The sequence below is a fragment of the Halomonas sp. SIMBA_159 genome (assembly GCF_046536035.1).
Lineage (GTDB): Bacteria > Pseudomonadota > Gammaproteobacteria > Pseudomonadales > Halomonadaceae > Vreelandella > Vreelandella venusta_A.
The window spans coordinates 77986-99525 of sequence record NZ_JAWJBT010000018.1; the positions used below are offsets into that span (position 1 = coordinate 77986).

Consider the following 21540-nt stretch of genomic DNA (forward strand, 5'->3'; position numbering starts at 1 on the left):
GACGTTTGCCCGAGCATGTCGCCATGCTCGGGCTTTTTTGTGTCTACACCTAAAGGGGATGGTTCAGAACATAAGCAGTCGTGATACGCTAACTTAAACGATTAAGTTAAGGTTTAAGCATGACGTTAGCGGATTTTGAGCCCCAGCGCCCGGCGGTGCATTTTGCCCCGCCGATGGGGTGGATGAACGACCCCAATGGGCTGGTGTTTTTCGAGGGCGAGTACCATCTGTTTTATCAGTTCCACCCGTTCAGCACCGTCTGGGGGCCTATGCACTGGGGGCATGCGGTCAGTCGTGACCTGTGCCACTGGCAGCATTTGCCCATTGCGCTGGCGCCGAACGAGGAGGGTGCCTGCTTTTCGGGTAGCGCCGTGGTGGATGAGCACGATGTCACGGGGCTGTTTGACGGCCAGCCAGGGCTGCTGGCGTTTTACACCTGCCACCGGGTGCTTTCTGATGACCCGGAAGATTACCAACAGTCCCAGTGCTTGGCGTATAGCCGCGACAAGGGCCGTACCTGGCAGCGCTACGAGGGGAATCCGGTTCTGCCGCCGCCAGGATTTAAAGATTTCCGCGACCCTAAAGTGGTTTGGCATGGCCCTAGCCAGCGCTGGGTGATGGCGCTGGCCTGTGGGCAGGAGATTCACTTCTATAGCTCCCATAATCTGCTGGAGTGGCAGTTTGCCAGTGCCTTTGGCGAAGGCGAGGGCGCGCATACTCAGCACCCCTGGGAGTGTCCGGATCTGTTTGAGCTGCCGGTGGAAGGCGCTGGCCCGGACGAGCCTGCCTCGCGGTGGGTGCTGGTGGTGGGCATTGGCGCAACGCCGGATAACCCGTTTGGCTCGTTTACCCAGTACTTTATCGGCGAGTTTGACGGCCAGCGTTTCACCAATGACAACGCTGCCGACACCGTGCTGATGATGGATGAAGGGCGAGATTTTTACGCGGTGCAGAGCTGGTCAAACACGCCTGGTCGGCAGCTTGCGCTTGCGTGGTTGAACAACTGGCAGTACGCCAACCATGCCCCCGAAACCGGCTGGCGGGGCACCATGAGCCTGCCCCGAGAACTTACCTTGCGTGCGACTTCTCGTGGGGTGCGGTTACATCAGCGCTTCACTTGTGAAGCGGTTCAATCGCTCAGCGCCCCTTGCCGCCTATCGCCTCGTTCGCTGCAAACGGTAGGGGAGCACTGTATTGCCTTGCCTGAGGGCGCGGCGGTTTACGGCCAGCTGACGCTGGCGCTTAAAGCAGGCACGAGGCTGGCGCTATCGCTACAGCAGGGCTATCAGCAGCGGCTATGGCTGACCGCAGGTGAAGCAACAACGTCGCTACACTATGAGCGTCAAGGGAGTAACGGTCAGGCCGCCTTTGATGAGCACTTTGTCTGTGATCACGCGGCGGGAAGCGTCGATGGGTTAACGGTGACGGTGAGGTGGTGGTGCGATTACGGCACGCTGGAAATGTTGATCGAAGGAGCCACCGAGCAGCGCAGCATCACCCAGGTGAGCTTTGTCGATCAGCGCCGTCAACCGGTTACGCTGGAAATCGTCAGCGGGCGGGTGGATGTGGCGGAAGGGGTTACCCAAAGCGTCGTCGAGTAGCGAACTCGACGACGCTGAGCGCTAGCCTGCCGAACTGCGCAGGGCTTCAATATCGGCGTGGGTGGGCAGTGCGGCATACGCGCCGGGGCGGGTGACCGCGTGGGCACCGCAGCGGCAGGCGATGTCTACCGCGCGAGTGAGAAACGCGCTGTCCTGGTGCCAGCTCTCGCTAATGCCGTAGCTTGAAAGCTCCGCGAGCAGGCCGCCAATAAAGGCATCGCCACCGGCGGTGGTGTCCACCGCCGTGACGCTGGGCGGCGTCACGGTTTGGTCAATGCCGATGCCTTTGAGCACCACGTTATTGGGGCCGTCGGTAATCACAATCACCTTCACCCCTGCGGCCATACGCTCGGCCAGCCACGCGTCTTGTGGGTGGTCGCCACGCAGGTAGTCCAGCTCTTCGAGAGATACTTTCACCAGCTCGGCGCTGTCGATCAGATCGGTGACCAGCCAAGTGTCCGCAGCTCCCTCTGCCCATAGGTTGTGGCGCAGGTTGGCGTCCACGCTCACAAGGCAGCCTGCGCGTTTGGCCATGGCGGCAATCGCGAGGGTGGTCTCGGCAATGTCGGGGTCTGTCAGGCTGTTGCTGCACAGGTGAACGATGGCGGGCTGCTCGAACACGCCGTGGGGCAGATGCTCCAAGCGGTAGAGCAGGTCGGCGGCCGGTGGGCGGTAGAAATCGAAGGTGCGCTCGCCGCTGCTGTCGCGGGAGACAAACGCCAGCGCCGTGCGGGCCTCTTTGGTGAGCACCACGCCCTGGGTATCCACGCCGTGGCTTTTCAGCTCACGAATTAGAAAGTGCCCAAACGTATCATCACCCACCATGCCCAAAAACTGGCTGGGCACGTTGAGCCGTGCGCAGGCCACCGCCACGTTGGCGGGTGCGCCGCCAGCGTAGGGGGTAAAGGTTTCCGGCCCTGTGTTATCGCCCAATCGGCTAGAGAGCATATCAATCAAGGCTTCACCGAAAGCAATCACCGGCGTCATAGGTCTTTCCTTGTCATTATTAGCATTAATGTTGAGTGGGCGTACTAAGCGACGCAGTGGCCGCGGGCGGCCTCCAGCAGTTCATACCAGGCTTCTCTGGGCAGCGTTTCCGGGCCGTTCAGCATATCGGCGATACGCTCTGGTTTCACGCTGCCTACCACCGGTGCCGGGCGGCCGGGCAGGGTGCGCAGCCATGCCAGCGCCAGCGCGCCGGGGGTGCTGTTCAGCTCGCCTGCTAAACGGTTCAATACGCGGCTCACCTCGCCCTGCATCAGTTGGCCGCCCGCCAGCGGGGACCACGCCATGGGCGCATGGCCATCGGCACCCAGGTCGTCAAAGCTGCCGTCAAACAGCGGCGCGCTATGGGCAATGGAGAGTTCGATCTGGTTGGCCTGAAGCGGGTGGTGCATATGGCGTTGCAGCCGGCGCCACTGGCTGGGCAGGTGGTTGGAAATACCCGCCGCGCCAATTTTGCCTGCCTCAATGGCGTCATCCAGCGCGCGACCCGTGGCAGCGGCATCCATCAGCAGGTCCGGGCGGTGAATCAGAAAGTGGTCCAGGCGCTCGACGCCCAGGCGGCCTAGCGCATCGTCAATGGCGCGGCTGAGGTACTCCGGGCTGGCATTGTAGTGCTTTACCTTGCCGGAACCCGGTGCCGGGTTGTCGTTGGCGATGCTGGCTTTGGTCACCACATTCAGCCGTTTGGCGAGCGCCGGGCGGGCGCGCAGCGCTTGGCCAAACAGTGTTTCGCATGCTCCGTTGCCATAAATGTCGGCATGGTCAAACCAGTGCAAACCCTGCTCTAAGCGAGCTTCGATCCAGTCGGCCAAATGGCTCGCTTGGTGCATCTCTTGCGCTTCATGCAGGCGCATCATGCCGAGTACAAACGGCACGTTGAACGTTACAGCAGCCATGGCGTGTTCCAATCCGTTAAAAGACTTCTTCGTTATGCAGCGCTTCGGCGGCACCCAGCAGGCCGGTCCATGGGTGAGTCACAATCCACACCGGGATGTCGGCGTTGTACGCGCCCATGCGCCCTTTATTAACAAAGCTTGAGCGCAGTTCGCACTTAGGCAGCCACTCTAATAAGCGGGGCAGAATGCCGCCGCAGAGATACACGCCGCCGCGTGCGCCCATGGTCAGGGTGGCATCACCGCACACGTCGCCGAGAATTTTCAAAAAGCGCAGCAGGGTGGCGGTGGCGATGGCATCGCCCTGGTTAGCCGCTTGGGTCACCTCGGCGGGGGTCTCGCAGCGCGGCGCTTGGCCTTCCAGGGTGCAGTGGGCTTGGTAAAGCTCTAACAGCCCTTGCCCGCAAAGAATGCGTTCCACACTCACACGCTGGTGGCGCTGTAAGAACACGTCCAGCAGCGCACGTTCGGTGGTGTCGGTAGGCGCAAAGGTGACATGGCCGCCTTCAGTGGGCAGCGGAATCCAGGCGTGCTGGCCGGGGAATACCCCGGCAACGCCCAGCCCCGTACCGGGGCCGATGACCAAGCGGGTAGAGTGCGACTGGGCTTCCCCAGGCTGCACTTCCACCAGGTTATCTTCCCCCACGTGGGGAACGCCCAGTGCTTGGGCGGTGAAGTCATTGATGACTTTGAACAGCGACAGATTCAGCGCCTGCTGAACGTCGCTTTTCATAAAGTCCCAATGGTTGTTGGTCATTTTCACCCGCTCGGCGTGCACCGGGCAGGCGAAGGCCAGACACGCTTCTTGCGGGGCGTTATCGCCCGTTGCGCCTACCCGAGCGAGATAGTCCTGAATCGCTTCAATGACGCCGGGGTAGTCGGCGCAGGGCAGATTAAGAATATCGTGGGGCGTGACCTCGCCTGGCGTGACCAACGCCAGGCGAGCATTCGTGCCGCCGATATCGCCGATTAATGCCGGTCGCATCAGGCGTCCTCTTGAAAAATCTGGCCTTCTTGACGAGCGAGGTCGTCGGCTTCAAAGCCGCCCAACGAGCCTGCGCCCTCTTCACCGCGCATTGCCAAGTGGCGGAAGCCCGAGAACAGCTCGCGGCCCAGGCCAACGTGGTAGTGGTCAAGGTTCGCCACTACACGCTCGCGGTCCGCCCAGGTGGCCACATCCACTTTGGCTTCCAGGGTACCGGTGTTGGCATCCAGGCGCACCACGTCGCCATCGCGCAGTTTGGCCAGCGGGCCACCGTCCAGCGCTTCCGGGCTCATGTGGATAGAGGCGGGCACTTTACCCGACGCACCGGACATACGGCCATCGGTGACCAGTGCGACCTTGAAGCCACGGTCTTGGAGTACGCCCAGGAAGGGGGTGAGTTTGTGCAGTTCGGGCATGCCGTTAGCTTTGGGGCCTTGGAAGCGAACCACCACAATGACGTCGCGGTCCAGGTCGCCCGACTCAAACGCCGCTTTCATTTCGTTCTGATCTTCAAAGATCTTCACCGGCGCTTCTACTACGCGGTGCTCTTCGGCCACCGCCGAAACCTTGATGACGCCACGGCCCAGGTTACCTTTCATGACGGTGAGGCCGCCAGTGGCAGCGAAGGGCGTCGCGACCGGGCGCAGCACTTCTTCGTCCAGGCTGTTTTCCGGGCCTTCACGCCATACCACTTTGCCATCTTCCAGGAAGGGCTCTTGGGTGTAAGCGGTGAGATCGGTACCAAACACCGTGGGGATGTCGCCGTGGAGCAGGCCCGCGCCCAGCAGCTCGCGGAACAGGTAGCTCATGCCGCCCGCTGCCTGGAAGTGGTTAATATCCGCCTGGCCGTTGGGGTAGACCTTCATGATGCTGGGCGTGACCGCTGAAAGGTCGGTGAAGTCGTCCCAGTTCAGCGTGATGCCCGCCGCAGCCGCCATGGCAATCAGGTGCAGGGTGTGGTTAGTAGAGCCGCCAGACGCCAGCAGGCCCACGACGGCGTTAACGATGGCGCGCTCGTCGATCTGCTTGTAGAACGGACGGTACTCGCCGCCGGGCTCGGTGTTGCGAATGGCCTGTTCGGTGGCGTAGCGGGTCAGCGCTTCGCGCATCTCGGTGCCAGGATTGACGAACGAGGTGCCCGGCAGGTGCAGGCCCATCACTTCCATCATCAGCTGGTTAGAGTTAGCGGTGCCGTAGAAGGTGCAGGTGCCGGGGCTGTGGTAGGAGTCGGACTCTGCTTGCAGCAGCTCCTCGCGGCCCACTTTGCCTTCGGCGTAGAGCTGGCGAATGCGCGCTTTCTCTTTGTTCGGCAGGCCGCTGGGCATGGGGCCAGCGGGTACGAACATGGCGGGCAGATGGCCAAAGCGGGCGGCACCGATAAACAGGCCCGGGACGATTTTGTCACACACGCCGAGGTAAATAGCGGCATCGAACATGTTATGTGAAAGACCCACGGCGGTGGCCATGGCAATCACATCGCGGGAGAACAGCGAGAGTTCCATGCCCGGCTGGCCTTGGGTTACGCCATCGCACATGGCGGGCACGCCACCGGCAAACTGCGCGGTAGAACCCATGGCGCGGGCGGCCGCTTTGATGGTTTCCGGGAAGGTTTCAAACGGCTGGTGGGCCGAGAGCATGTCGTTGTACGAAGAAATAATCCCTAGGTTGGCGCTGTTCATCAGCTTCAGGGAGTCTTTCTCCTGGGCGCTACAGGCAGCAAAGCCGTGGGCCAAGTTACCGCAAGAGAGTTCAGAGCGGTGAACGCCGCGCTTGTGCTGGTCGGCCATGCGGCGCTCGTAGAGGGCGCGTCGCTCGGCAGAGCGCTCACGAATGCGTTGGGTAACCTTAGCAACCGTAGGATTAAGTGTAGCGGGTGTTGAACCAGGCATAGAGACCTCTGCGTGTGTAGAGACGGTGAGTCAATCTTGTAGTTATTTTACATATTATGGCGTCGATATAAGAGACTTTACGGCAATAAAAACGCTATTTATAGCTTAAGTTGTAGTTTTATTACCCTGATGGGCAACCACTATCGCCGTTGCGCGTGATGCTTTGATGAATGTCATAAAAAACGGCGCGCCAGCGCCTGTTCAGCGGCTAAAGCACAAGTATAGCAGCCATGCTTTTGCTACTATCCTGCGCCATCAGCCTGTGGAGAATTGCGATGGTTAACGAGCCGACCGCTGAACAGCGGCTTCAAATACTGCTGGCACGTATCAATGCGGTGGACACCGCCGCCGCTGAGCGCAGCCGTGCTTATATCGATACGCTCACCAAGCCCCCCGGTAGTTTGGGTCGGCTCGAAGCGCTGGCCATTCAGCTTAGCGCCATCACCGGCCAAGCCGCTCCTTTCGTTTCGCCGCCGGGCGTGGCGGTATTTGCCGCCGACCACGGCGTCGCTGAAGAAGGAGTGTCGGCTTTCCCTCAAGAAGTGACCGCACAAATGGTGGCTAACTTTGCTCACGGTGGGGCAGCCATTAACGTCTTTGCCCGCCAGATTGGCGCACAGGTAGAAGTAATTGATGTGGGCGTGGCGTCACCGCTTTCACTGCCGGGCGTGGTCGATGCCAAGGTGCGCTCCGGTACCGCCAATATGGTGCAGGAAGACGCCATGAGCCGTGAGGAAGCGCTGAGCGCTATCAGCGTTGGTGCCGATTCGGTAGGGCGCTTGGCTGAAAAGGGCGCAAAAAGCATCATCGTTGGAGAAATGGGTATTGCCAACACCACCGCCAGCAGCGCGATGCTGGCGGCGTTCACCCACGCGCCAGTCGCAACCGTGGTAGGGGCAGGAACCGGCATTAATAGCGCCCAGCAGGCGCATAAAGTGGCAGTGATTGAGCAGGCGCTTCACGCCCGCCAAGCCGATAGCAACGACCCTTTAGATGTGCTGAGTAAACTCGGCGGCCTGGAAATCGCCGCCATGGCGGGGGGCTATTTAGCCGCTGCCGCCCATCGGCTACCCGCCATTGTGGATGGCTTTATTGCCACCGTGGCTGCGCTGACGGCCTGCCGACTGTGCCCAGAAGTGCGCGGCTATTTGGTGTTCGGCCATCGCTCTGAAGAGCCGGGCCACGCCACCGCGCTAGAAGCGCTTCAGGCCGAGCCGCTCTTGGCGCTGGGCATGCGTTTGGGTGAAGGCGGTGGGGCGGCGCTAGCGTTCCCGCTGGTCCAGGCGGCGGCCGCCATGCTGAAGGAGATGGCCACCTTTACTCAGGCCGGTGTTAGCAGTAACGCCGTATGAGTTTTATGACTGATGTGATGCCTGCCGTCGTCATCCTCGTCGCCGTTGCTATTCTCATTGATCTGCTCGTGGGCGACCCGCGCTGGTTGCCACATCCGGTGGTGATCATTGGGCGGATGATTAGCAGCTATGAGCAGCTGTGGAATCGGGGTACGGCCCGGCAGCGTCAGCTAAGCGGTGCCTTTTTAACCGTGATGATGGTGGGTGGCGTGTGGCTGGTGAGCTGGCTGTTTCTCTTAGTGCTTGCCAGGCTTCACCCTGGGTTGGCGCTGATAGCCGAGCTGTGGCTGCTTTCCACGACGCTTGCGATAAAAGGCTTGGGTGATGCGGCCCGTGCGGTGGCAGCACCGCTCAACAAAGGCGATTTGCCCACCGCACGCAAGGCGCTGGCAATGATTGTAGGGCGCGATACGCAACGCCTAGAGGAAGCAGACATCACCCGTGGCGCGGTGGAAACCGTGGCAGAAAATACCGTGGACGGCATCACGGCTCCGCTGTTTTTTGCGCTTATTGGCGGGGCACCGCTGGCGCTAGCGTACAAGGCGGTGAATACCCTGGATTCGATGGTGGGCTACCGTAACGCACGCTTTAACGAATTTGGCTACGCATCGGCAAAACTGGATGATGTGGCTAACTGGCTGCCTGCACGGCTGACGACGGTCTGTTTATGGATAGCAGGGGTTTTGCTCAGCATGAAAGGGGTAAAGCTACGCTGGCAGGGCGCGCTAAGCGCCACGCGCCAGCAGGCCCCCCGCCACCCAAGCCCCAACGCTGGCTGGCCGGAGGCCATGGTGGCGAATTTGCTTGGCGTTCAGCTCGGCGGTACCAATTTCTATCAGGGAGTGGCGTCTCATCGAGCGACGCTCGGCACGCCGCATGAAGCGTTGCAGGTGAGGCATATCGAGACCACCGTTCGGCTTATGCATGGGGCTTGGCTGCTGTTTTTCCTGCTAATGAGTGTGCTAATGACGGGGTTGGCATGGGTGTAGGCGTAGATACAGACACCGATATGACGGGCAACACCGCCCTAGAGAGCGTGAACGACTGGCCCAGCCATGGCGGCCAAGCCGCTGCGCTGCTTCAGCGCTTCGGGCTGCCCGCCGACCACCCGCTGGAAGACTTCAGCGCGAACCTAAACCCCCACGGCCCGCCAAGCTGGGTCGCCCATTTTTTGGCGGAACGCATTCACCAGCTAGATCAATACCCAGAGCCAAGTTACTACGCCGCGCGGCAGGCCATTGCCGCACAAGAGGGCGTGAGTGTGGATCAGGTACTGCTCACCAACGGCGGGGCAGAAGCTATTTTTCTCGCCGCTGCCCATCACGCTGGCCAGCGCGGACTGATTGTGATACCCACATTTGGCGAATACGCCAGAGCCTGCGCGGCGCATCGGCTAACGGTGACAGAACACGCCCTTACCGGCCCCGCGTTCGAAGTGGATGCAGGGGAACTACAGGCCAGTGCGGCCGAGGCGGACGTGGTGTTTCTATGCCGCCCCAATAATCCCACCGGCACGGTGGTGCCCGTGGCCGTCATTGAAGGGCTGCTGGCAGGCTTAGCGCCTACGGCCTCGCTGGTGGTCGATGAGGCGTTTATTGATTTGGCACTGGCAGCCGAGCCGCTGACGCCGCTACTGGCTCGCCATCCGCAGTTGGTACTGCTGCGCTCACTGACCAAGTTTTTTACGCTGCCTGGACTGCGCTTGGGGTACGTTGTCGCTCATCCATCGCACATCGAGCGGTTAGCGAGTCAGCAGCCGCCTTGGAGCGTTAACCATTTTGCGGCAGAGCTCGTCGCGCCGCTGTTGGCTGATACGGAGTTTGCCACGCGTACCCAGCAATGGCTGGCCAGTGAACAGCCGCGTATGGCAAGCGCGCTGGCCGCGCAGGGGTGCGAGGTAGTGCCCAGCCAAAGCTGCTTTTTGCTCGTGAGGCCCGGCGATGCCTTGCAGCGGCGCGGTGTGACCAGTGGAGCGCTTTTTGAGCGCTTGTTAAAGCAAGGTATGCTAGTGCGCCATACCCACAGTTTTCCAGGCCTAGACGGCGGCTGGCTGCGTGTAGCGGTGCGCGATAGTGGGGCAAATGATCGGCTATTACAGGTGTTGAATGATTGTCTTTGTTAGCGGTGGAGCGCGCTCCGGTAAAAGCCACATCGCGGAGCAGTGCGTGTTGAGCGCCGCCAACGGTAACCCGTGCTACTACGTGGCAACAGCCAGCGTATACGATGATGAAATGGCCGAACGCGTGGGTCGACACCAGGCAGACCGAGCGTCGGGGTGGGTTACTCTGGAAGCGCCGCTGGCCATTGACCAAGCCATTGCTCAGGTGCCCAGCGGCCATGCCGTGCTACTGGATTGCCTCACGCTGTGGGTGAGTCAGGTGATGTTTCAAGACGGCGAAGACGATGAGCCACCGTTAACCGACACCGAAGCGCTAGCGCTACTAGGACGCTGCCTTAACGACGCCCGCGACAGAAACCTAACGCTGGTCGTAGTCTCCAACGATATCAATGAATCGCCGCTGCCCCGTGACCCAAACACTTGGCGCTACCTAGAGTGGCTGCAAGGTTTTCACCGCTGGCTGGCGGCCCGCGCGGATAGCGTGGTGGAAGTAGTGGCGGGCCAGTCTATTGAGTGGAAGGCGGTCGCAAACTCGTGAAAAATGTCATCTATGGCGCTCTGCTCGCTCTGCAATTCTTAACCCGCTTACCAATTCCGATTGCCTGCCCCTGGACTCCGGAAACCCGCCGCTGGGCCATTCGCGCCTATCCGCTGGTAGGCCTACTGATAGGCGCGCTGCTGGCCGGTAGTGCGCTGGTGCTGGAACAGCTAACAACGCCTGCGCTCATTACCGCGCTTGTACTGCTGAGCCTGTGGGTGGCTATCTCCGGTGGCCTGCACCTGGATGGCGTGATGGACCTTGCCGACGCGCTGGGCAGCAACCAGCCGTTAGAGCGGCGCTGGGAAATCATGAAAGACCCGCAAACTGGCAGCTTCGCGATGTTAGCGCTGCTGTTTTTGCTGGCCTGGAAAGGCGTGCTGCTGTGGGCGCTGCTTCACTACAGCGCCCCGCTGTGGTGGCTACTGGTACTGCCTGCTTTTGGGCGCTGGGCAGGCGTGGCGCTACTCATTCTCACCCCCTGTGCTCACCCTCGCGGTTTGGCTTGGAGCTGGCAGCAGTCGCTTGGCCGCCGTGATGTGTTATTCGCATTAGTGCCGCTATTGCTGCTGGCGCTGATATTTCCTGCGGTGGGCGTTTGGCTGGTAGCGGTGGCGCTATGGGTGGCGCTGGCAAGGTGGGCGCTGCTGCGACTATTTAACGGCATCAACGGCGATATGGTCGGTGCCACGATTGAAGGAGGAGAGCTTTGGCTACTGATCTTAATGTGGAGCTGGTGGCAGTTCGTCACGGCATTACCGCCTGGAACTTAGAGCGCCGCTACCAGGGCCAGCGGGATATCCCGCTGCTGTTTCCGGACGCAGAAGATGGCTTGCTAGCGCTGCGCGCTGCGCTGGCTGAAGAGCGTTTCGATGCGATTTACGCAAGTGACCTGGGCCGCTGCCAGGAAACCTTAGCGTGGTCTCAAGCCGCCAAGCCGGGCGTGCCGGTGTATGCCGAACCGCGCCTGCGGGAGCTGGATTTTGGCGAGTACGAAGGCAAGGTTTACGATGAATTGAAGGAGCTTCCGCACTATCGCGCCTGGATCGACAGCGTCGGCGAGCTGCAGATTCCCGGCGGTGAGTCGTCCGGCCAGCTGCGAGAGCGGCTGGATGCGTGGCTTGACGATGTGGCGGCTCACAGCCAGGCGCACGGTTATCAAAAAGTGTTGGTGGTCACCCACGGCGGGGTGATTCGGGAGCTGCGTCGGCGCTTTGAAACCCTCGATTTTTGGGAGGGCATTGTGCACCAAGCCCAGGGGCGACGTTGGCAGCTTGTCTATCAGGCAGGGGCGGATGGAAAAGGAGGGTGGCAATGCAACTATTCATCGGCGGTGCCTGCGCAGGAAAGCGCGACGCCGTAAAACAGCGCTTTCCCGGCGCACTTTGGTGGCGCCTAGCGCCCGGCCAGCGCCTTCAGGAAGTGGCCCAAGTGATGCTGACCAATACACCGCTGGTGGTGCACGGGTTATTTGAATGGTTAATGGCGACGCTTGATTCAGATCTCAGCATTGACGAATGGCGTGCCCAGTGGCGAGAAGATTTTCCTCGCCTCCATCAGGCCGCAGAAGCAGATAACGTAGCGCTAGTGATGATTGCCAATGAGCTAGGCCGAGGGCTGGTGCCCATGGCTCGTGACCAGCGCCGCCTGCGTGATTTAAGCGGCTGGTTCACACAGGATGCCGCTGCCCAGGCAAGCCACGTGTGGTACGTGCGGCACGGGTTAGTGCAAGCACTAAAAGGCTAGCCGCCGAGGCGAGCGGTAAAATTGACCTGCTGACAGCAAGTTGCTAGTTTACGCGCACTCTCAGGTGCTGATGGCACGCATGCCATCAGTTAAACGGGAAGTTGGTGACCCTTTGGGGATAAATCCAACGCTGCCCCCGCAACGGTGATCGAGATAAGAACGGCTAGGGACGCCACTGTGCAATTGCATGGGAAGGTGGTCGTTCGGAAAGGCACGGCGCTTATGGTAAGCCGCCCCTTTCGCTCGTCAGCCCGGAGACCGGCCTAAGAGTGACGGCTTTGAGAAGCCACGGATTACCGGTATGCGGAGGGCATACGCAGGGTGATAGGTAGGCAGCTCATGGCTGTCTGTCTCCCTTGCGTGTGCCCCTGCCCGGTCACAAAAACACGCTGTGCGGGTGAGCACAGTGAGCAAGGGACCCCACCATGTTATATCGTTTCCGCACTACCGCTTCGCTGGCAGCCTTTGCCATGGCAGCACTGCCCATGGCGGTTCAGGCACAGGTGGCGAATGCCGCTAATAATGCCTCAAACGCTACCAACGCCTTAAACCCAGTCGTTGTGACGGCCACGCTGGCCCCTCGCACGGCCAACCAAAGCCTTTCATCGGTCACGGTGATCGACGAGGCCGCCCTGCGCCGCCAAGACCCCGTGAGTATTACCGACCTGCTGCGCGGCCAGCCGGGCGTTGACGTTTCCAGCAACGGCAGCTTTGGTAAAAACAGCAGCGTGTTTATTCGCGGCACCGGCAGCGCCCAAAACGTCCTGTTGATTGACGGCATTCGCCTACGCTCAGCTACGAGCGGCGGCGCGGCGTGGCAGTCGCTGGAACCCCGCATGTTCGAGCGCGCTGAAATTGTGCGCGGGCCCCGTGGCAGCCTCTACGGTGCCGATGCCATTGGCGGTGTGATTCAGCTGTTCACCCCCGAAGGCCAAGAAGACGGCCCCCAGCCGCGCATCTCTGCAGGCGGTGGTTCGTTCAACACCCAACGGCTGAGCGCAGGGATTAGCGGGAAAGAGGGCGGTACGCGCTACAGTTTCTCAGGTAGCCACTTCAATACCGACGGCCAGCCGGTGCGCCGAGATGGCGATGATAAAGGCTACGACAATACCTCAGCGTTGGCGCGGGTATCGCACACCTTTGATAATGGTGCTGAAGCGGGCGTACTGGCACTCCGCAGCCGTGGGTTCAACGAGTACGACGGTGGGGAAAACGATTTTGTACAGCAGGTAGCCGGTGTGTATGGCGAACTGCCGCTGGCCGACAACTGGCGCAGCCGGTTAACGCTCAGCGAAGCGCGGGATGAGAGCGATAACGTCGCCGAGTTTGGCGACTCCTCTTTTAACACCAAAATTCGCACCGCCCGCTGGGAAAACACCCTTACCGTCGGTGCCCACGAGCTAGTGGCCGGGGCGGAGTACAGTGAAGACCGTGTAGACAGCACCACCGCCTACGATGAAACCAGCCGCAGCAACGCCGCTGTCTTTACTCAGGCGCTGCTGGATTTCTCGCCCTTTATGCTACAAGGCAGCCTGCGTTTTGATGATAACGAGTCTTACGGTGAAGAAGTCACCGGAAGCTTAGGGGTGGGCTATGAGCTAGACGGCCACCACACTTTGCGCGCCAACTACGGCACGGCGTTTAACGCGCCCACCTACAACCAGCTCTACTTCCCTGGGTTTGGTAACCCAGATTTGGAATCAGAAACGTCCAGTACTATCGAAGCGGGCGTGCGCGGCCAGTATGCCGATTGGTTTTGGGACGCGGCGATTTACCAAACCGATATCGACAACCTGATTGCGGGCCAAGGGCTACAGTTTAACGTGCCGGAAACCCGCATTCGCGGCGCTGAGCTGAGCACTGGCATCGAAGTGAACGAGTGGACGCTCGCCGCCGCACTCACCTACACCGACCCTGAAAACCGCCTGACCGGCATGCGCCTGCAAAACCGCGCCTCACAAAGCCTGCGCCTGGACGTAGACCGCGAGCTGGGCGATTGGTCGGTGGGTGGTTCCTGGGTGGCGCAAAACCATCGCTACCGCGACGCCGCTAATGAAGACCGCCTGAGTGGCTACGGCTTGTTGAACCTACGCACGGGATGGCAGTTTGCGCCCTTGTGGAGCGCCCGTGTAACGTTAGAGAACGTGCTAGACCAAGACTACATCACCACGCGCTCGTTCGATGGTGCTGATTACATCAACGCAGGCCGGGCAGGATTCTTGAGTGTTCACTTTGGCCAATAAGCTAATGCAGTTCGGCGGCGCCTTGGGCGCCGCTTTGGTATGGCTGGGGAGTGGGATTGCCAACCCACTCCAGGCAGACAACCCCAGCCGCTGCGCGGTAGACGACCGAGGCCGGGAAGTGTGCCTGCACGCTTCGGCCAACCGCATTGCCACGCTTTCACCCGGTGCGACGGAACTCACCTACGCCGCGGGCGCTGGGGATCAGGTAGTGGCCGTGGTGAGTTACAGCGACTACCCGCCGGAAGCCCAAGACGTGGCTTCGGTGGGTAGCCATACGCGAATTGATTTAGAAGCCCTGGTGGGGCTTGCGCCGGATTTAGTCATCGGCTGGGTAACGGGTAACCCCGCCGAACAGATGGAAACCCTCGAAGCGCTGGGCATGCCGGTGTTCTACATCGAGCCGCGCAGCGTGGAAGAAGTCGCCCACACCATTGAGCGGCTGGCCCGTTTAGCGGGAACTGAACCAACAGGGCGGCAGGCGGCTAGCGAGTTTAGAGACGGCATGGCCGCGCTTACCGCCCGCTACAGCGAACGCGACCCGGTACCCACGTTTTACCAAGTGTGGGACGAACCGCTGATGGGTGTGAGTGATGAACACCTGATCGGCCAAGTGGTGCAGCTGTGCGGTGGCGAAAATGTGTTTGGCGATCAGCACCGGCTGGTGCCGCGCTTGGATGATGAAGCCGTACTGGCGGCCAACCCCGAAGCCATCATTGCCGGTGGCATGGGGGAGGAGAACCGCGACTGGCTCACTCACTGGGAGCAGTACCCCAATCTTGCCGCCGTCGCGGCCGATAACCTCTATTTTGTACCGCCTTCTTTAATTCAGCGGCCTACGCCGCGCCTAATGGAAGGCGCGCAGCTTCTGTGTGACAAGCTTGAACAAGCCCGCCAAAAGCGCGGGGCCACTTAATGGTGGCGCGCCTGTGGCAACCCCTAGGCCTGCTGGCGCTGATCGCCGTGGCCGCCATGCTGTTTTCTCTGGCGGTAGGTAGCGCGCAGCTCTCGGCAACGCAGCTCTGGGCGGTGGTGCAGGGCCAAGGCGATGCGCTGGCGCGCACCATGGTGATTGAGCTTCGACTGCCACGGGCGCTTTCCGCCTTTGCGGTGGGCGGGCTGCTGGCGGTGGCCGGTGCCTTAATGCAGGTGCTGCTGCGCAACCCGCTGGCGGACCCCTACGTGCTGGGGCTTTCCGGCGGGGCATCGATTGGTGCGCTGGCGGCCATGCTGGCAGGCGTGGGCGGTGTGCTTATTTCTGGTTCGGCGTTTTTAGGCGCGCTGTTCTCCACGTTTTTAGTGTTTGGCTTAGCCCACGGCAGCGGCGGCTGGACGCCTTCTCGGCTTTTGCTCACTGGCGTAGTCGTGGCCGCGGGGTGGGGCGCGGTGATTACCCTGATGCTGGCGCTAAGCCCCGCCGAGCGGCTGCCGGGCATGCTCTACTGGCTGATGGGGGATTTATCCTATGCCCGCACGCCGTGGCCGCCGCTGCTGCTATTAATCGCCACCTGCGTGCTACTCATACCGCTAGGGCGCAGCCTCAACGTGCTGGCCCGTGGCCCGCAGCAGGCTGCCGCCCTGGGTGTAGATGTTCGCCCGCTAGAGTGGGGCATCTACATTGCCGCCAGCCTCTTAACCGCCGCCGCCGTCACCACCGCAGGCAGTATTGGGTTTGTGGGGCTGGTAGTGCCCCATATGCTGCGCCTGCTGTTAGGCAACGACCAGCGGCTGATTTTACCCGCCTGCGCCCTGGCAGGTGGCACGCTGCTGGTACTGGCCGACACCCTGGCGCGCACCATGATTGCCCCGGAGCAGCTCCCCGTAGGGGTGATTACCGCGCTGCTGGGCGTGCCCACCTTTCTCTTTCTGCTCTACCGGAGCCGCTGATGACCCGCTTGGCGACTCAAGACCTGATCATCAACGTGCCAGGGCGTAGCGCAGGCACAGCGCTGAATCTCACCATCGAGCCAGGGCAAGTGTGGGGCGTGCTTGGCCCCAACGGGGCGGGTAAAACCACGCTGCTGCATACGCTGGCGGGGTTAAACGCCCCCCGTTCCGGGCAGGTGATGATAGGCAACACGCCGCTTAGCCAACTGCGCAGGCGGCAAGTGGCGCAGCAGCTAGGGCTGGTGTTTCAAGAACGCCTAGACGGCTTTCCCGCCACGGTGCTAGAGACCGCGTTGATTGGCCGCCACCCGTACCTTTCCCTGTGGCAGATGGAAGGTGCCGACGACTACGCCCGGGCTGAGGCCGCTCTGGAAGCGCTGGATGTGGCTCATCTTCGCCACCGCTTGGTCAGCACGCTTTCCGGCGGCGAACGCCAGCGGGTAGCCATGGCGACGGTGCTTACCCAAGCGCCCAACATTTGGCTGGCGGACGAACCCACCAACCACCTGGATTTACACCACCAAAGCGCGGTGATGGCGCTAATGGCCGAGCAGGCCGCCCAGGGCAGCGCGGTGATGATGTGCCTGCACGATTTGAATTTAGCCGCCCGCTGGTGCGACCACATTCTGCTGCTCTACCCCAGCGGCGAAGCCTGCTGGGGTCCACGGGACACCATGCTGGTGCCCAGCGCTCTAGAGCGGCTCTACCGCCAGCGGCTTGCCACGGTAGAAGTAGATGGCGCGCCGGTGTTTGTGCCCATCCAGGCACCCCTTACCGACCATGAGTGATTTAAGGAAGAGACATGTTGCAAGGTAAAGCACACGCCGCGCTCATCAGCGCCCCCGGTTCGGGCCAGGGCAAATCCATGGTGACGGCGGCGCTGGCGCGGCTGCACCGCAACGCCGGGCGCACCGTGCGGGTATTCAAGCACGGCCCTGATTACTTAGACCCCATGGTGCAAGAAGTCGCTTCCGGCCAGCCCGTGTATCAGCTTCACCCCTGGATGACCGGCGAGCACGAGTGCCGCTGGCGCTTAGCCAAAACCGCCCAAGAAGCCGATGTGATTTTGGTGGAAGGCTCTATGGGGCTGTTTGATGGCTCGCCCTCTAGCGCGGACTTAGCCATTCTGGCGGGCATCCCCGCGCTGCCGGTGATCGATGCCTGGGGCATGGCACAAACCTTTGGCGCGGTGGCTCAAGGCCTGGCCAACTACCACCCCGACCTCGCCATTCATGAAGTGATCGCCAACCGCATCGGCAGCCCCGGCCACGGCAAGCTGCTGAATGAGAGTATGCCAGAAGGCATTGCGCTGCTGGGGGCAATTCCCCGTCATGACGCGATGAAAATCCCCGACCGCCACTTAGGCCTAGTGCAAGCCAGCGAGCTGAGCGGCCTGGATGCCCAGCTAGATGCCGCCGCCAAAGTGTTAGAAGAGGCCGGGCTAGGTCGCCTGCCTAAAGAGGTAACGCTAAGCGCTGACGCCCCCACGCCTGCACCGGACTATTTGCGCGGCGTGCGTATCGCCATCGCGAAAGACGACGCCTTCGCGTTTATCTACCGCGCGAATCTCGATGTATTAGAAGAGATGGGCGCAACGCTGCACTTCTTCTCGCCACTTAATGATGCAGCACTGCCCGAATGCGATGCGCTCTGGCTGCCCGGCGGCTACCCAGAACTCCACGCCGCCCGCTTCAGCGCCAACCAGCCCATGCGCGACGCGATCAGCGCCCACCACCGCGCAGGCAAACCCATTTTGGCCGAGTGCGGCGGGTTAATGAGCTGCGTTGAGCAATTAGTCGATGGCGAAGGCAGCGCTCACGCCATGTTAGGACTACTGCCCGGCACCGCCAAAATGGCTGGTAAGCTGACAGCGCTAGGCCTACAAAGCCTGCACACCCAAAGCGGCGAACTGCGCGGCCATACCTACCACCACTCGCTGCTGGAAACCTCCATGCAGCCGCTGGCCCGCACCCGAAAACTAGCCGGTAGCGAAGCCGAACCGATTTATCGTGATGGCGCGCTGGTAGCCAGCTACTTCCACGGCTACTTCCCCTCAGCGCCCAGGCTGGTGGCGGATATTTTCACCGGCCAAATGGTTCACCTAGCGGAGTAACGGGCAGGGGGGGGAAAGCGCAGCGACCAGCCTAAAAATATGGAAGGTCTTTCCATAAAGCAGCAGTGGGCTATCATAGAGCCCCGAGACACTCCCCAACCCTAAAGGAGCTACCATGAGCTTTTACGTCTACCTTTCCGGCGAGATTCACACTGACTGGCGTGAAGAGATCCAGCGCGGCGCAGAAGCGGCAGGCCTGGATGTCGTCTTCACCGCCCCGGTGACCGACCACGACGCTTCCGATGCCGCAGGCGACCACCTGGGCAAACCGGATAACGGCTTCTGGCGCGACCACCAGTCTTCCAAAGTGAACGCCATCCGCACCCGCACGATGATTGAACAGGCGGATTTAGTGGTGGTGCGCTTTGGCGACAAGTACAAACAGTGGAACGCCGCCTTTGACGCAGGCTACTGCGCGGCACTGGCCAAGCCCTACATCACCCTGCACAGCGAAGACATTGTTCATCCGCTGAAAGAAGTCGACGCCCAAGCGCAAGCCTGGTGCACCACCACCGATCAGGTCGTTGAAACCCTGCGCTACGTGCTGAAAGCGTAAAACACCCCAAGGAGACCCCATGCGCGAAAATGCCAAAACCCCCGAACGCCATGCCCAGCGCATGGCGGCCAAGCAAAAAATCATGAACGAGCGCATTGCCCGCGCCGATAAAGAGCAGGGCATCTTGCTGGTGCTCACCGGCCCCGGCAAAGGCAAAAGCAGCTCCGGTTTTGGCATGCTCGCCCGCGCCCTAGGCCACGGCATGAAGGTTGGCGTTGTGCAGTTCATCAAGGGCGCGTTCAGCACCGGCGAAGAAGCCTTCTTCCGCAACCTGCCCAACGTGGACTACCACGTGATGGGCGAAGGCTACACCTGGGACACCCAAGACCGCGAACGCGACGTCGCCGCCGCCAACGCCGCCTGGGAACAAGCCAAGCGCATGCTCCAAGACGACAGCTACCACATGGTACTGCTCGACGAACTCAACATCGCCCTGCGCTACGAGTATCTAGACCTAGACCAAGTCCTCGACGACCTACAAGCCCGCCCCGACATGCAGCACGCCATCGTCACCGGCCGCTACGCCCCCCAACAACTCATCGACCTCGCCGACACTGTCACCGAAATGAAAGTGGTCAAACACGCTTTCAAAGACCAAGGCATCAAAGCCCAGAAAGGGATTGAGCTTTAAGGGGGGAGAGGCGGTTAGTGAATTGTGAATTGTGAATGGTGAGGGAACGATAATCGAACCCTCATTACCCTGCGCCATGGCTATGGCTATGGCTATGGCTATGGCGGCCTGAAGTTGTAGGAGGGAGCTTTAGCTCGCGATGATAAAAGCACATAGCCCAATCCCCACGTAGCGCGGCGTAACGACTAAGCGAGAGCAACGAGCGAAGAAGGCACCCGCGAAGGCGGCGACTAGCCGCCCATCCACTGCGCCACGGCCAAGCACCCAGCTCAAGTTCAGCAGTTATCAAACCACTCACCTCTTATGCCGTAGCACAACTCGCCCAAAAATCTACGTGACCTAAGCCAAATTTATGAATACAGTATGAATAAGTCGTAAAAAGAAGCGGTCACGCGAATTTTGGATATGCTGCCCAGCGAGATGAATAATGCTATAAAAACAGTGGTTTATTTTTTTAAAGCGGCTAGATAACACCAATAAACGCGCAGTCACGTTCATCAGTGTTATGCGGCAGTCTGTATAATCACTGTTATACAAGGGGAAAGCCTTGAGTGATACATGTTACATGTGTGATGCCCCTTCAACCTCTCGGGAACATGTTCCACCAAAATGCATATTTCCCGAGAAGAAAGATTCACCCAAAGGGGTCGATTTTAGAAAAAATCTTATCAAGGTCCCTTCTTGTGATCGACATAATTCGCACAAGTCGAAAGATGATGAGTATCTGATGTTTGTGCTGGCTTGTGCTTTCCGTGGCAACGAAGATAAGAGTAACCACTTTGCGTCAAAAGTATTACGGGCTTTCGCCCGAAAGCCTCATGTTTACAGGAGTTTTATGGATGGCTTGTCCCCCATCTATTTGAAGCACCCAAATGGAAAAATGGAGAAGACGGCATCTTTCAAGGTTGATCTTGAAAGGTTTCATAACGCGATATTCCAAGTTGCTTGTGGCTTATTTTTCCACCAGTACGGAAAAAAGTGGCAAGGTGGGTACCAAGTCATAACCAATGAGCTAATAGCTCTTGATTCAACTAATGCAGTCCAAACTAACGAGGTCATACAGAGAGTTGGGGAGCGAATTGGCAAGGTATTCGAGAACTATGCTCGGCATGGTCAAAACGACAGAATATTTGCATACTCCATCGTCTCAGACGACCAAGATAGACATGGAATCTACATGAAATTCTACGAAGGCATCGAGATCACGGTGCTTCTCACGCATGTATAACCAGTGCAGGCAGGGGACGCTCCTGACGTCGCGCCCCTGCTGCAAACGTTAGTGCCCGTCGCTCCAAGTGGGAGGTTTAATCCTAGCCGGAAGAAGAAACGAAGAGCTGCATTCCGGTACCGCAGCATTTGTAGAGTATAAACATCAAAAGTGGATTGGTGGGTTTTATAAGTGCTGCAAAGTCTTGGCTGAAGCTCAGAACGAAAGCTTAACCAGCTTGCTAGGCGAAGACGAGGCACAAACGGCTGAAAAAATAATTGAAGAAGTTAAAAGTGAAGTGACAAGCAAAGTCAAAAGTAAGATTGCTGCTTTTGCAAAGGTCTTTAGTGAAAAAGATCCTGATGAACAGGCTAGACTAAAACAGGAATCAGAAGATCAAGGTGAAGTACTTAGTCATCAACAGCATCATAGAGTCGAATGCCCTGCTTGTAGTTGTGTAGCAACAGTTCAAGGGGATACATACGGGCGTGAGCAAATCCAGAACGCAGAAGATGAGGTAATTGTAAGGCAGTCCGTTATTCCGACAAAGTTTGCATGTAAAGCGTGCGGCCTAAATTTGAATGGATACGGCGAGTTAATGGCTGCAAGTGTTGCGGACCATTTCACCCATCGGGTGCACTATACTCCAGAAGAGTTTTACGAGCTTGTGGACCCGAACGACAGAGAAGCTATGGATTCATACGCTGAAGACCATGGTTATTTTCATTTTAGCAATGATTAGGCACTAACAAAGCGTTGCACCGGACAAGCAGGTGAA

21 protein-coding genes and 1 riboswitch are annotated in these 21540 nt (G+C 59.8%); of the genes, 17 read left to right on the plus strand and 4 right to left on the minus strand.

From position 1 onward, the window contains the following. The first annotated feature begins 119 nt into the window (after window positions 1–119). On the plus strand, window positions 120–1601 hold the full coding sequence (locus R0J87_RS13145) for a glycoside hydrolase family 32 protein (RefSeq protein WP_498886650.1): 1482 nt from the start codon (window positions 120–122) through the stop codon (window positions 1599–1601). 21 nt (window positions 1602–1622) lie between these two features. Here R0J87_RS13145 and R0J87_RS13150 read toward each other — a convergent pair whose 3' ends face one another. From R0J87_RS13150 to edd, 4 genes are read right to left on the minus strand one after another with little or no spacing between them, the layout of a single operon-like run. Then, entirely contained in the window at window positions 1623–2588 is a 966-nt protein-coding gene (locus R0J87_RS13150; protein WP_498886652.1) for a carbohydrate kinase family protein, read from the minus strand. A gap of 44 nt (window positions 2589–2632) precedes the next feature. After that, window positions 2633–3502, minus strand: coding sequence for an aldo/keto reductase (locus R0J87_RS13155; RefSeq protein ID WP_404465925.1), 870 nt, complete (start codon window positions 3500–3502; stop codon window positions 2633–2635). A gap of 16 nt (window positions 3503–3518) precedes the next feature. Next, the gene (gene glk, locus R0J87_RS13160; RefSeq protein ID WP_498886654.1) at window positions 3519–4484 is read right to left on the minus strand and encodes a glucokinase; all 966 of its coding nucleotides are present in this window, start codon (window positions 4482–4484) and stop codon (window positions 3519–3521) included. Continuing rightward, window positions 4484–6373, minus strand: a complete 1890-nt coding sequence (gene edd, locus R0J87_RS13165; RefSeq protein WP_498886656.1) for a phosphogluconate dehydratase — start codon at window positions 6371–6373, stop codon at window positions 4484–4486. The genes glk and edd overlap by 1 nt, the downstream gene beginning before the upstream one ends. A gap of 275 nt (window positions 6374–6648) precedes the next feature. Between edd and cobT the strand changes: the two genes are divergently transcribed. The 16 genes from cobT (at window position 6649) to R0J87_RS13245 (ending at window position 21504) form a co-directional block, all read left to right on the plus strand. After that, window positions 6649–7725, plus strand: a complete 1077-nt coding sequence (gene cobT, locus R0J87_RS13170; protein ID WP_498886658.1) for a nicotinate-nucleotide--dimethylbenzimidazole phosphoribosyltransferase — start codon at window positions 6649–6651, stop codon at window positions 7723–7725. Beyond that, the gene (cbiB, locus tag R0J87_RS13175; RefSeq protein WP_498886660.1) at window positions 7722–8714 is read left to right on the plus strand and encodes an adenosylcobinamide-phosphate synthase CbiB; all 993 of its coding nucleotides are present in this window, start codon (window positions 7722–7724) and stop codon (window positions 8712–8714) included. The genes cobT and cbiB overlap by 4 nt, the downstream gene beginning before the upstream one ends. After that, window positions 8705–9847: a threonine-phosphate decarboxylase CobD gene (cobD, locus tag R0J87_RS13180; RefSeq protein WP_498886662.1), complete on the plus strand. Its 1143-nt coding sequence runs from the start codon at window positions 8705–8707 to the stop codon at window positions 9845–9847. The genes cbiB and cobD overlap by 10 nt, the downstream gene beginning before the upstream one ends. Beyond that, window positions 9831–10382, plus strand: coding sequence for a bifunctional adenosylcobinamide kinase/adenosylcobinamide-phosphate guanylyltransferase (locus R0J87_RS13185; protein ID WP_498886664.1), 552 nt, complete (start codon window positions 9831–9833; stop codon window positions 10380–10382). The genes cobD and R0J87_RS13185 overlap by 17 nt, the downstream gene beginning before the upstream one ends. Continuing rightward, window positions 10379–11155: an adenosylcobinamide-GDP ribazoletransferase gene (cobS, locus tag R0J87_RS13190; RefSeq protein ID WP_498886665.1), complete on the plus strand. Its 777-nt coding sequence runs from the start codon at window positions 10379–10381 to the stop codon at window positions 11153–11155. The genes R0J87_RS13185 and cobS overlap by 4 nt, the downstream gene beginning before the upstream one ends. Further along, the gene (locus R0J87_RS13195) at window positions 11092–11745 is read left to right on the plus strand and encodes a histidine phosphatase family protein (protein ID WP_498886667.1); all 654 of its coding nucleotides are present in this window, start codon (window positions 11092–11094) and stop codon (window positions 11743–11745) included. Before cobS ends, R0J87_RS13195 begins: the two co-directional genes overlap by 64 nt. After that, the gene (locus R0J87_RS13200; protein WP_498886669.1) at window positions 11697–12128 is read left to right on the plus strand and encodes a bifunctional adenosylcobinamide kinase/adenosylcobinamide-phosphate guanylyltransferase; all 432 of its coding nucleotides are present in this window, start codon (window positions 11697–11699) and stop codon (window positions 12126–12128) included. Before R0J87_RS13195 ends, R0J87_RS13200 begins: the two co-directional genes overlap by 49 nt. Before the next feature lie 45 nt (window positions 12129–12173). Then, window positions 12174–12409: riboswitch (cobalamin riboswitch) on the plus strand. A gap of 144 nt (window positions 12410–12553) precedes the next feature. Next, the gene (locus R0J87_RS13205) at window positions 12554–14371 is read left to right on the plus strand and encodes a TonB-dependent receptor domain-containing protein (RefSeq protein WP_498886671.1); all 1818 of its coding nucleotides are present in this window, start codon (window positions 12554–12556) and stop codon (window positions 14369–14371) included. Beyond that, the gene (locus tag R0J87_RS13210) at window positions 14352–15284 is read left to right on the plus strand and encodes a cobalamin-binding protein (protein ID WP_498886673.1); all 933 of its coding nucleotides are present in this window, start codon (window positions 14352–14354) and stop codon (window positions 15282–15284) included. The genes R0J87_RS13205 and R0J87_RS13210 overlap by 20 nt, the downstream gene beginning before the upstream one ends. Beyond that, window positions 15284–16255, plus strand: a complete 972-nt coding sequence (locus R0J87_RS13215; protein ID WP_498886675.1) for a FecCD family ABC transporter permease — start codon at window positions 15284–15286, stop codon at window positions 16253–16255. Before R0J87_RS13210 ends, R0J87_RS13215 begins: the two co-directional genes overlap by 1 nt. After that, window positions 16255–17043 carry an ABC transporter ATP-binding protein gene (locus R0J87_RS13220; protein WP_498886677.1) on the plus strand — a complete coding sequence of 263 codons (789 nt, stop codon included), beginning with the start codon at window positions 16255–16257 and terminating at the stop codon, window positions 17041–17043. The genes R0J87_RS13215 and R0J87_RS13220 overlap by 1 nt, the downstream gene beginning before the upstream one ends. Before the next feature lie 14 nt (window positions 17044–17057). Next, window positions 17058–18368: a cobyrinic acid a,c-diamide synthase CobB gene (locus R0J87_RS13225; protein ID WP_498886679.1), complete on the plus strand. Its 1311-nt coding sequence runs from the start codon at window positions 17058–17060 to the stop codon at window positions 18366–18368. A gap of 115 nt (window positions 18369–18483) precedes the next feature. Further along, complete coding sequence (locus R0J87_RS13230; RefSeq protein ID WP_239285986.1) at window positions 18484–18924, plus strand: YtoQ family protein; 441 nt, start codon at window positions 18484–18486, stop codon at window positions 18922–18924. A 19-nt stretch (window positions 18925–18943) separates the two neighbouring features. Beyond that, window positions 18944–19555 (plus strand): cob(I)yrinic acid a,c-diamide adenosyltransferase, encoded by a 612-nt coding sequence (gene cobO / locus R0J87_RS13235; RefSeq protein WP_498886681.1) that lies wholly within the window; start codon window positions 18944–18946, stop codon window positions 19553–19555. Window positions 19556–20102: 547 nt separating this feature from the next. Next, window positions 20103–20783 (plus strand): hypothetical protein, encoded by a 681-nt coding sequence (locus tag R0J87_RS13240; RefSeq protein WP_498886683.1) that lies wholly within the window; start codon window positions 20103–20105, stop codon window positions 20781–20783. Between the two features lie 67 nt (window positions 20784–20850). Beyond that, the gene (locus R0J87_RS13245) at window positions 20851–21504 is read left to right on the plus strand and encodes a hypothetical protein (protein WP_498886685.1); all 654 of its coding nucleotides are present in this window, start codon (window positions 20851–20853) and stop codon (window positions 21502–21504) included. Window positions 21505–21540: the final 36 nt, after the last annotated feature.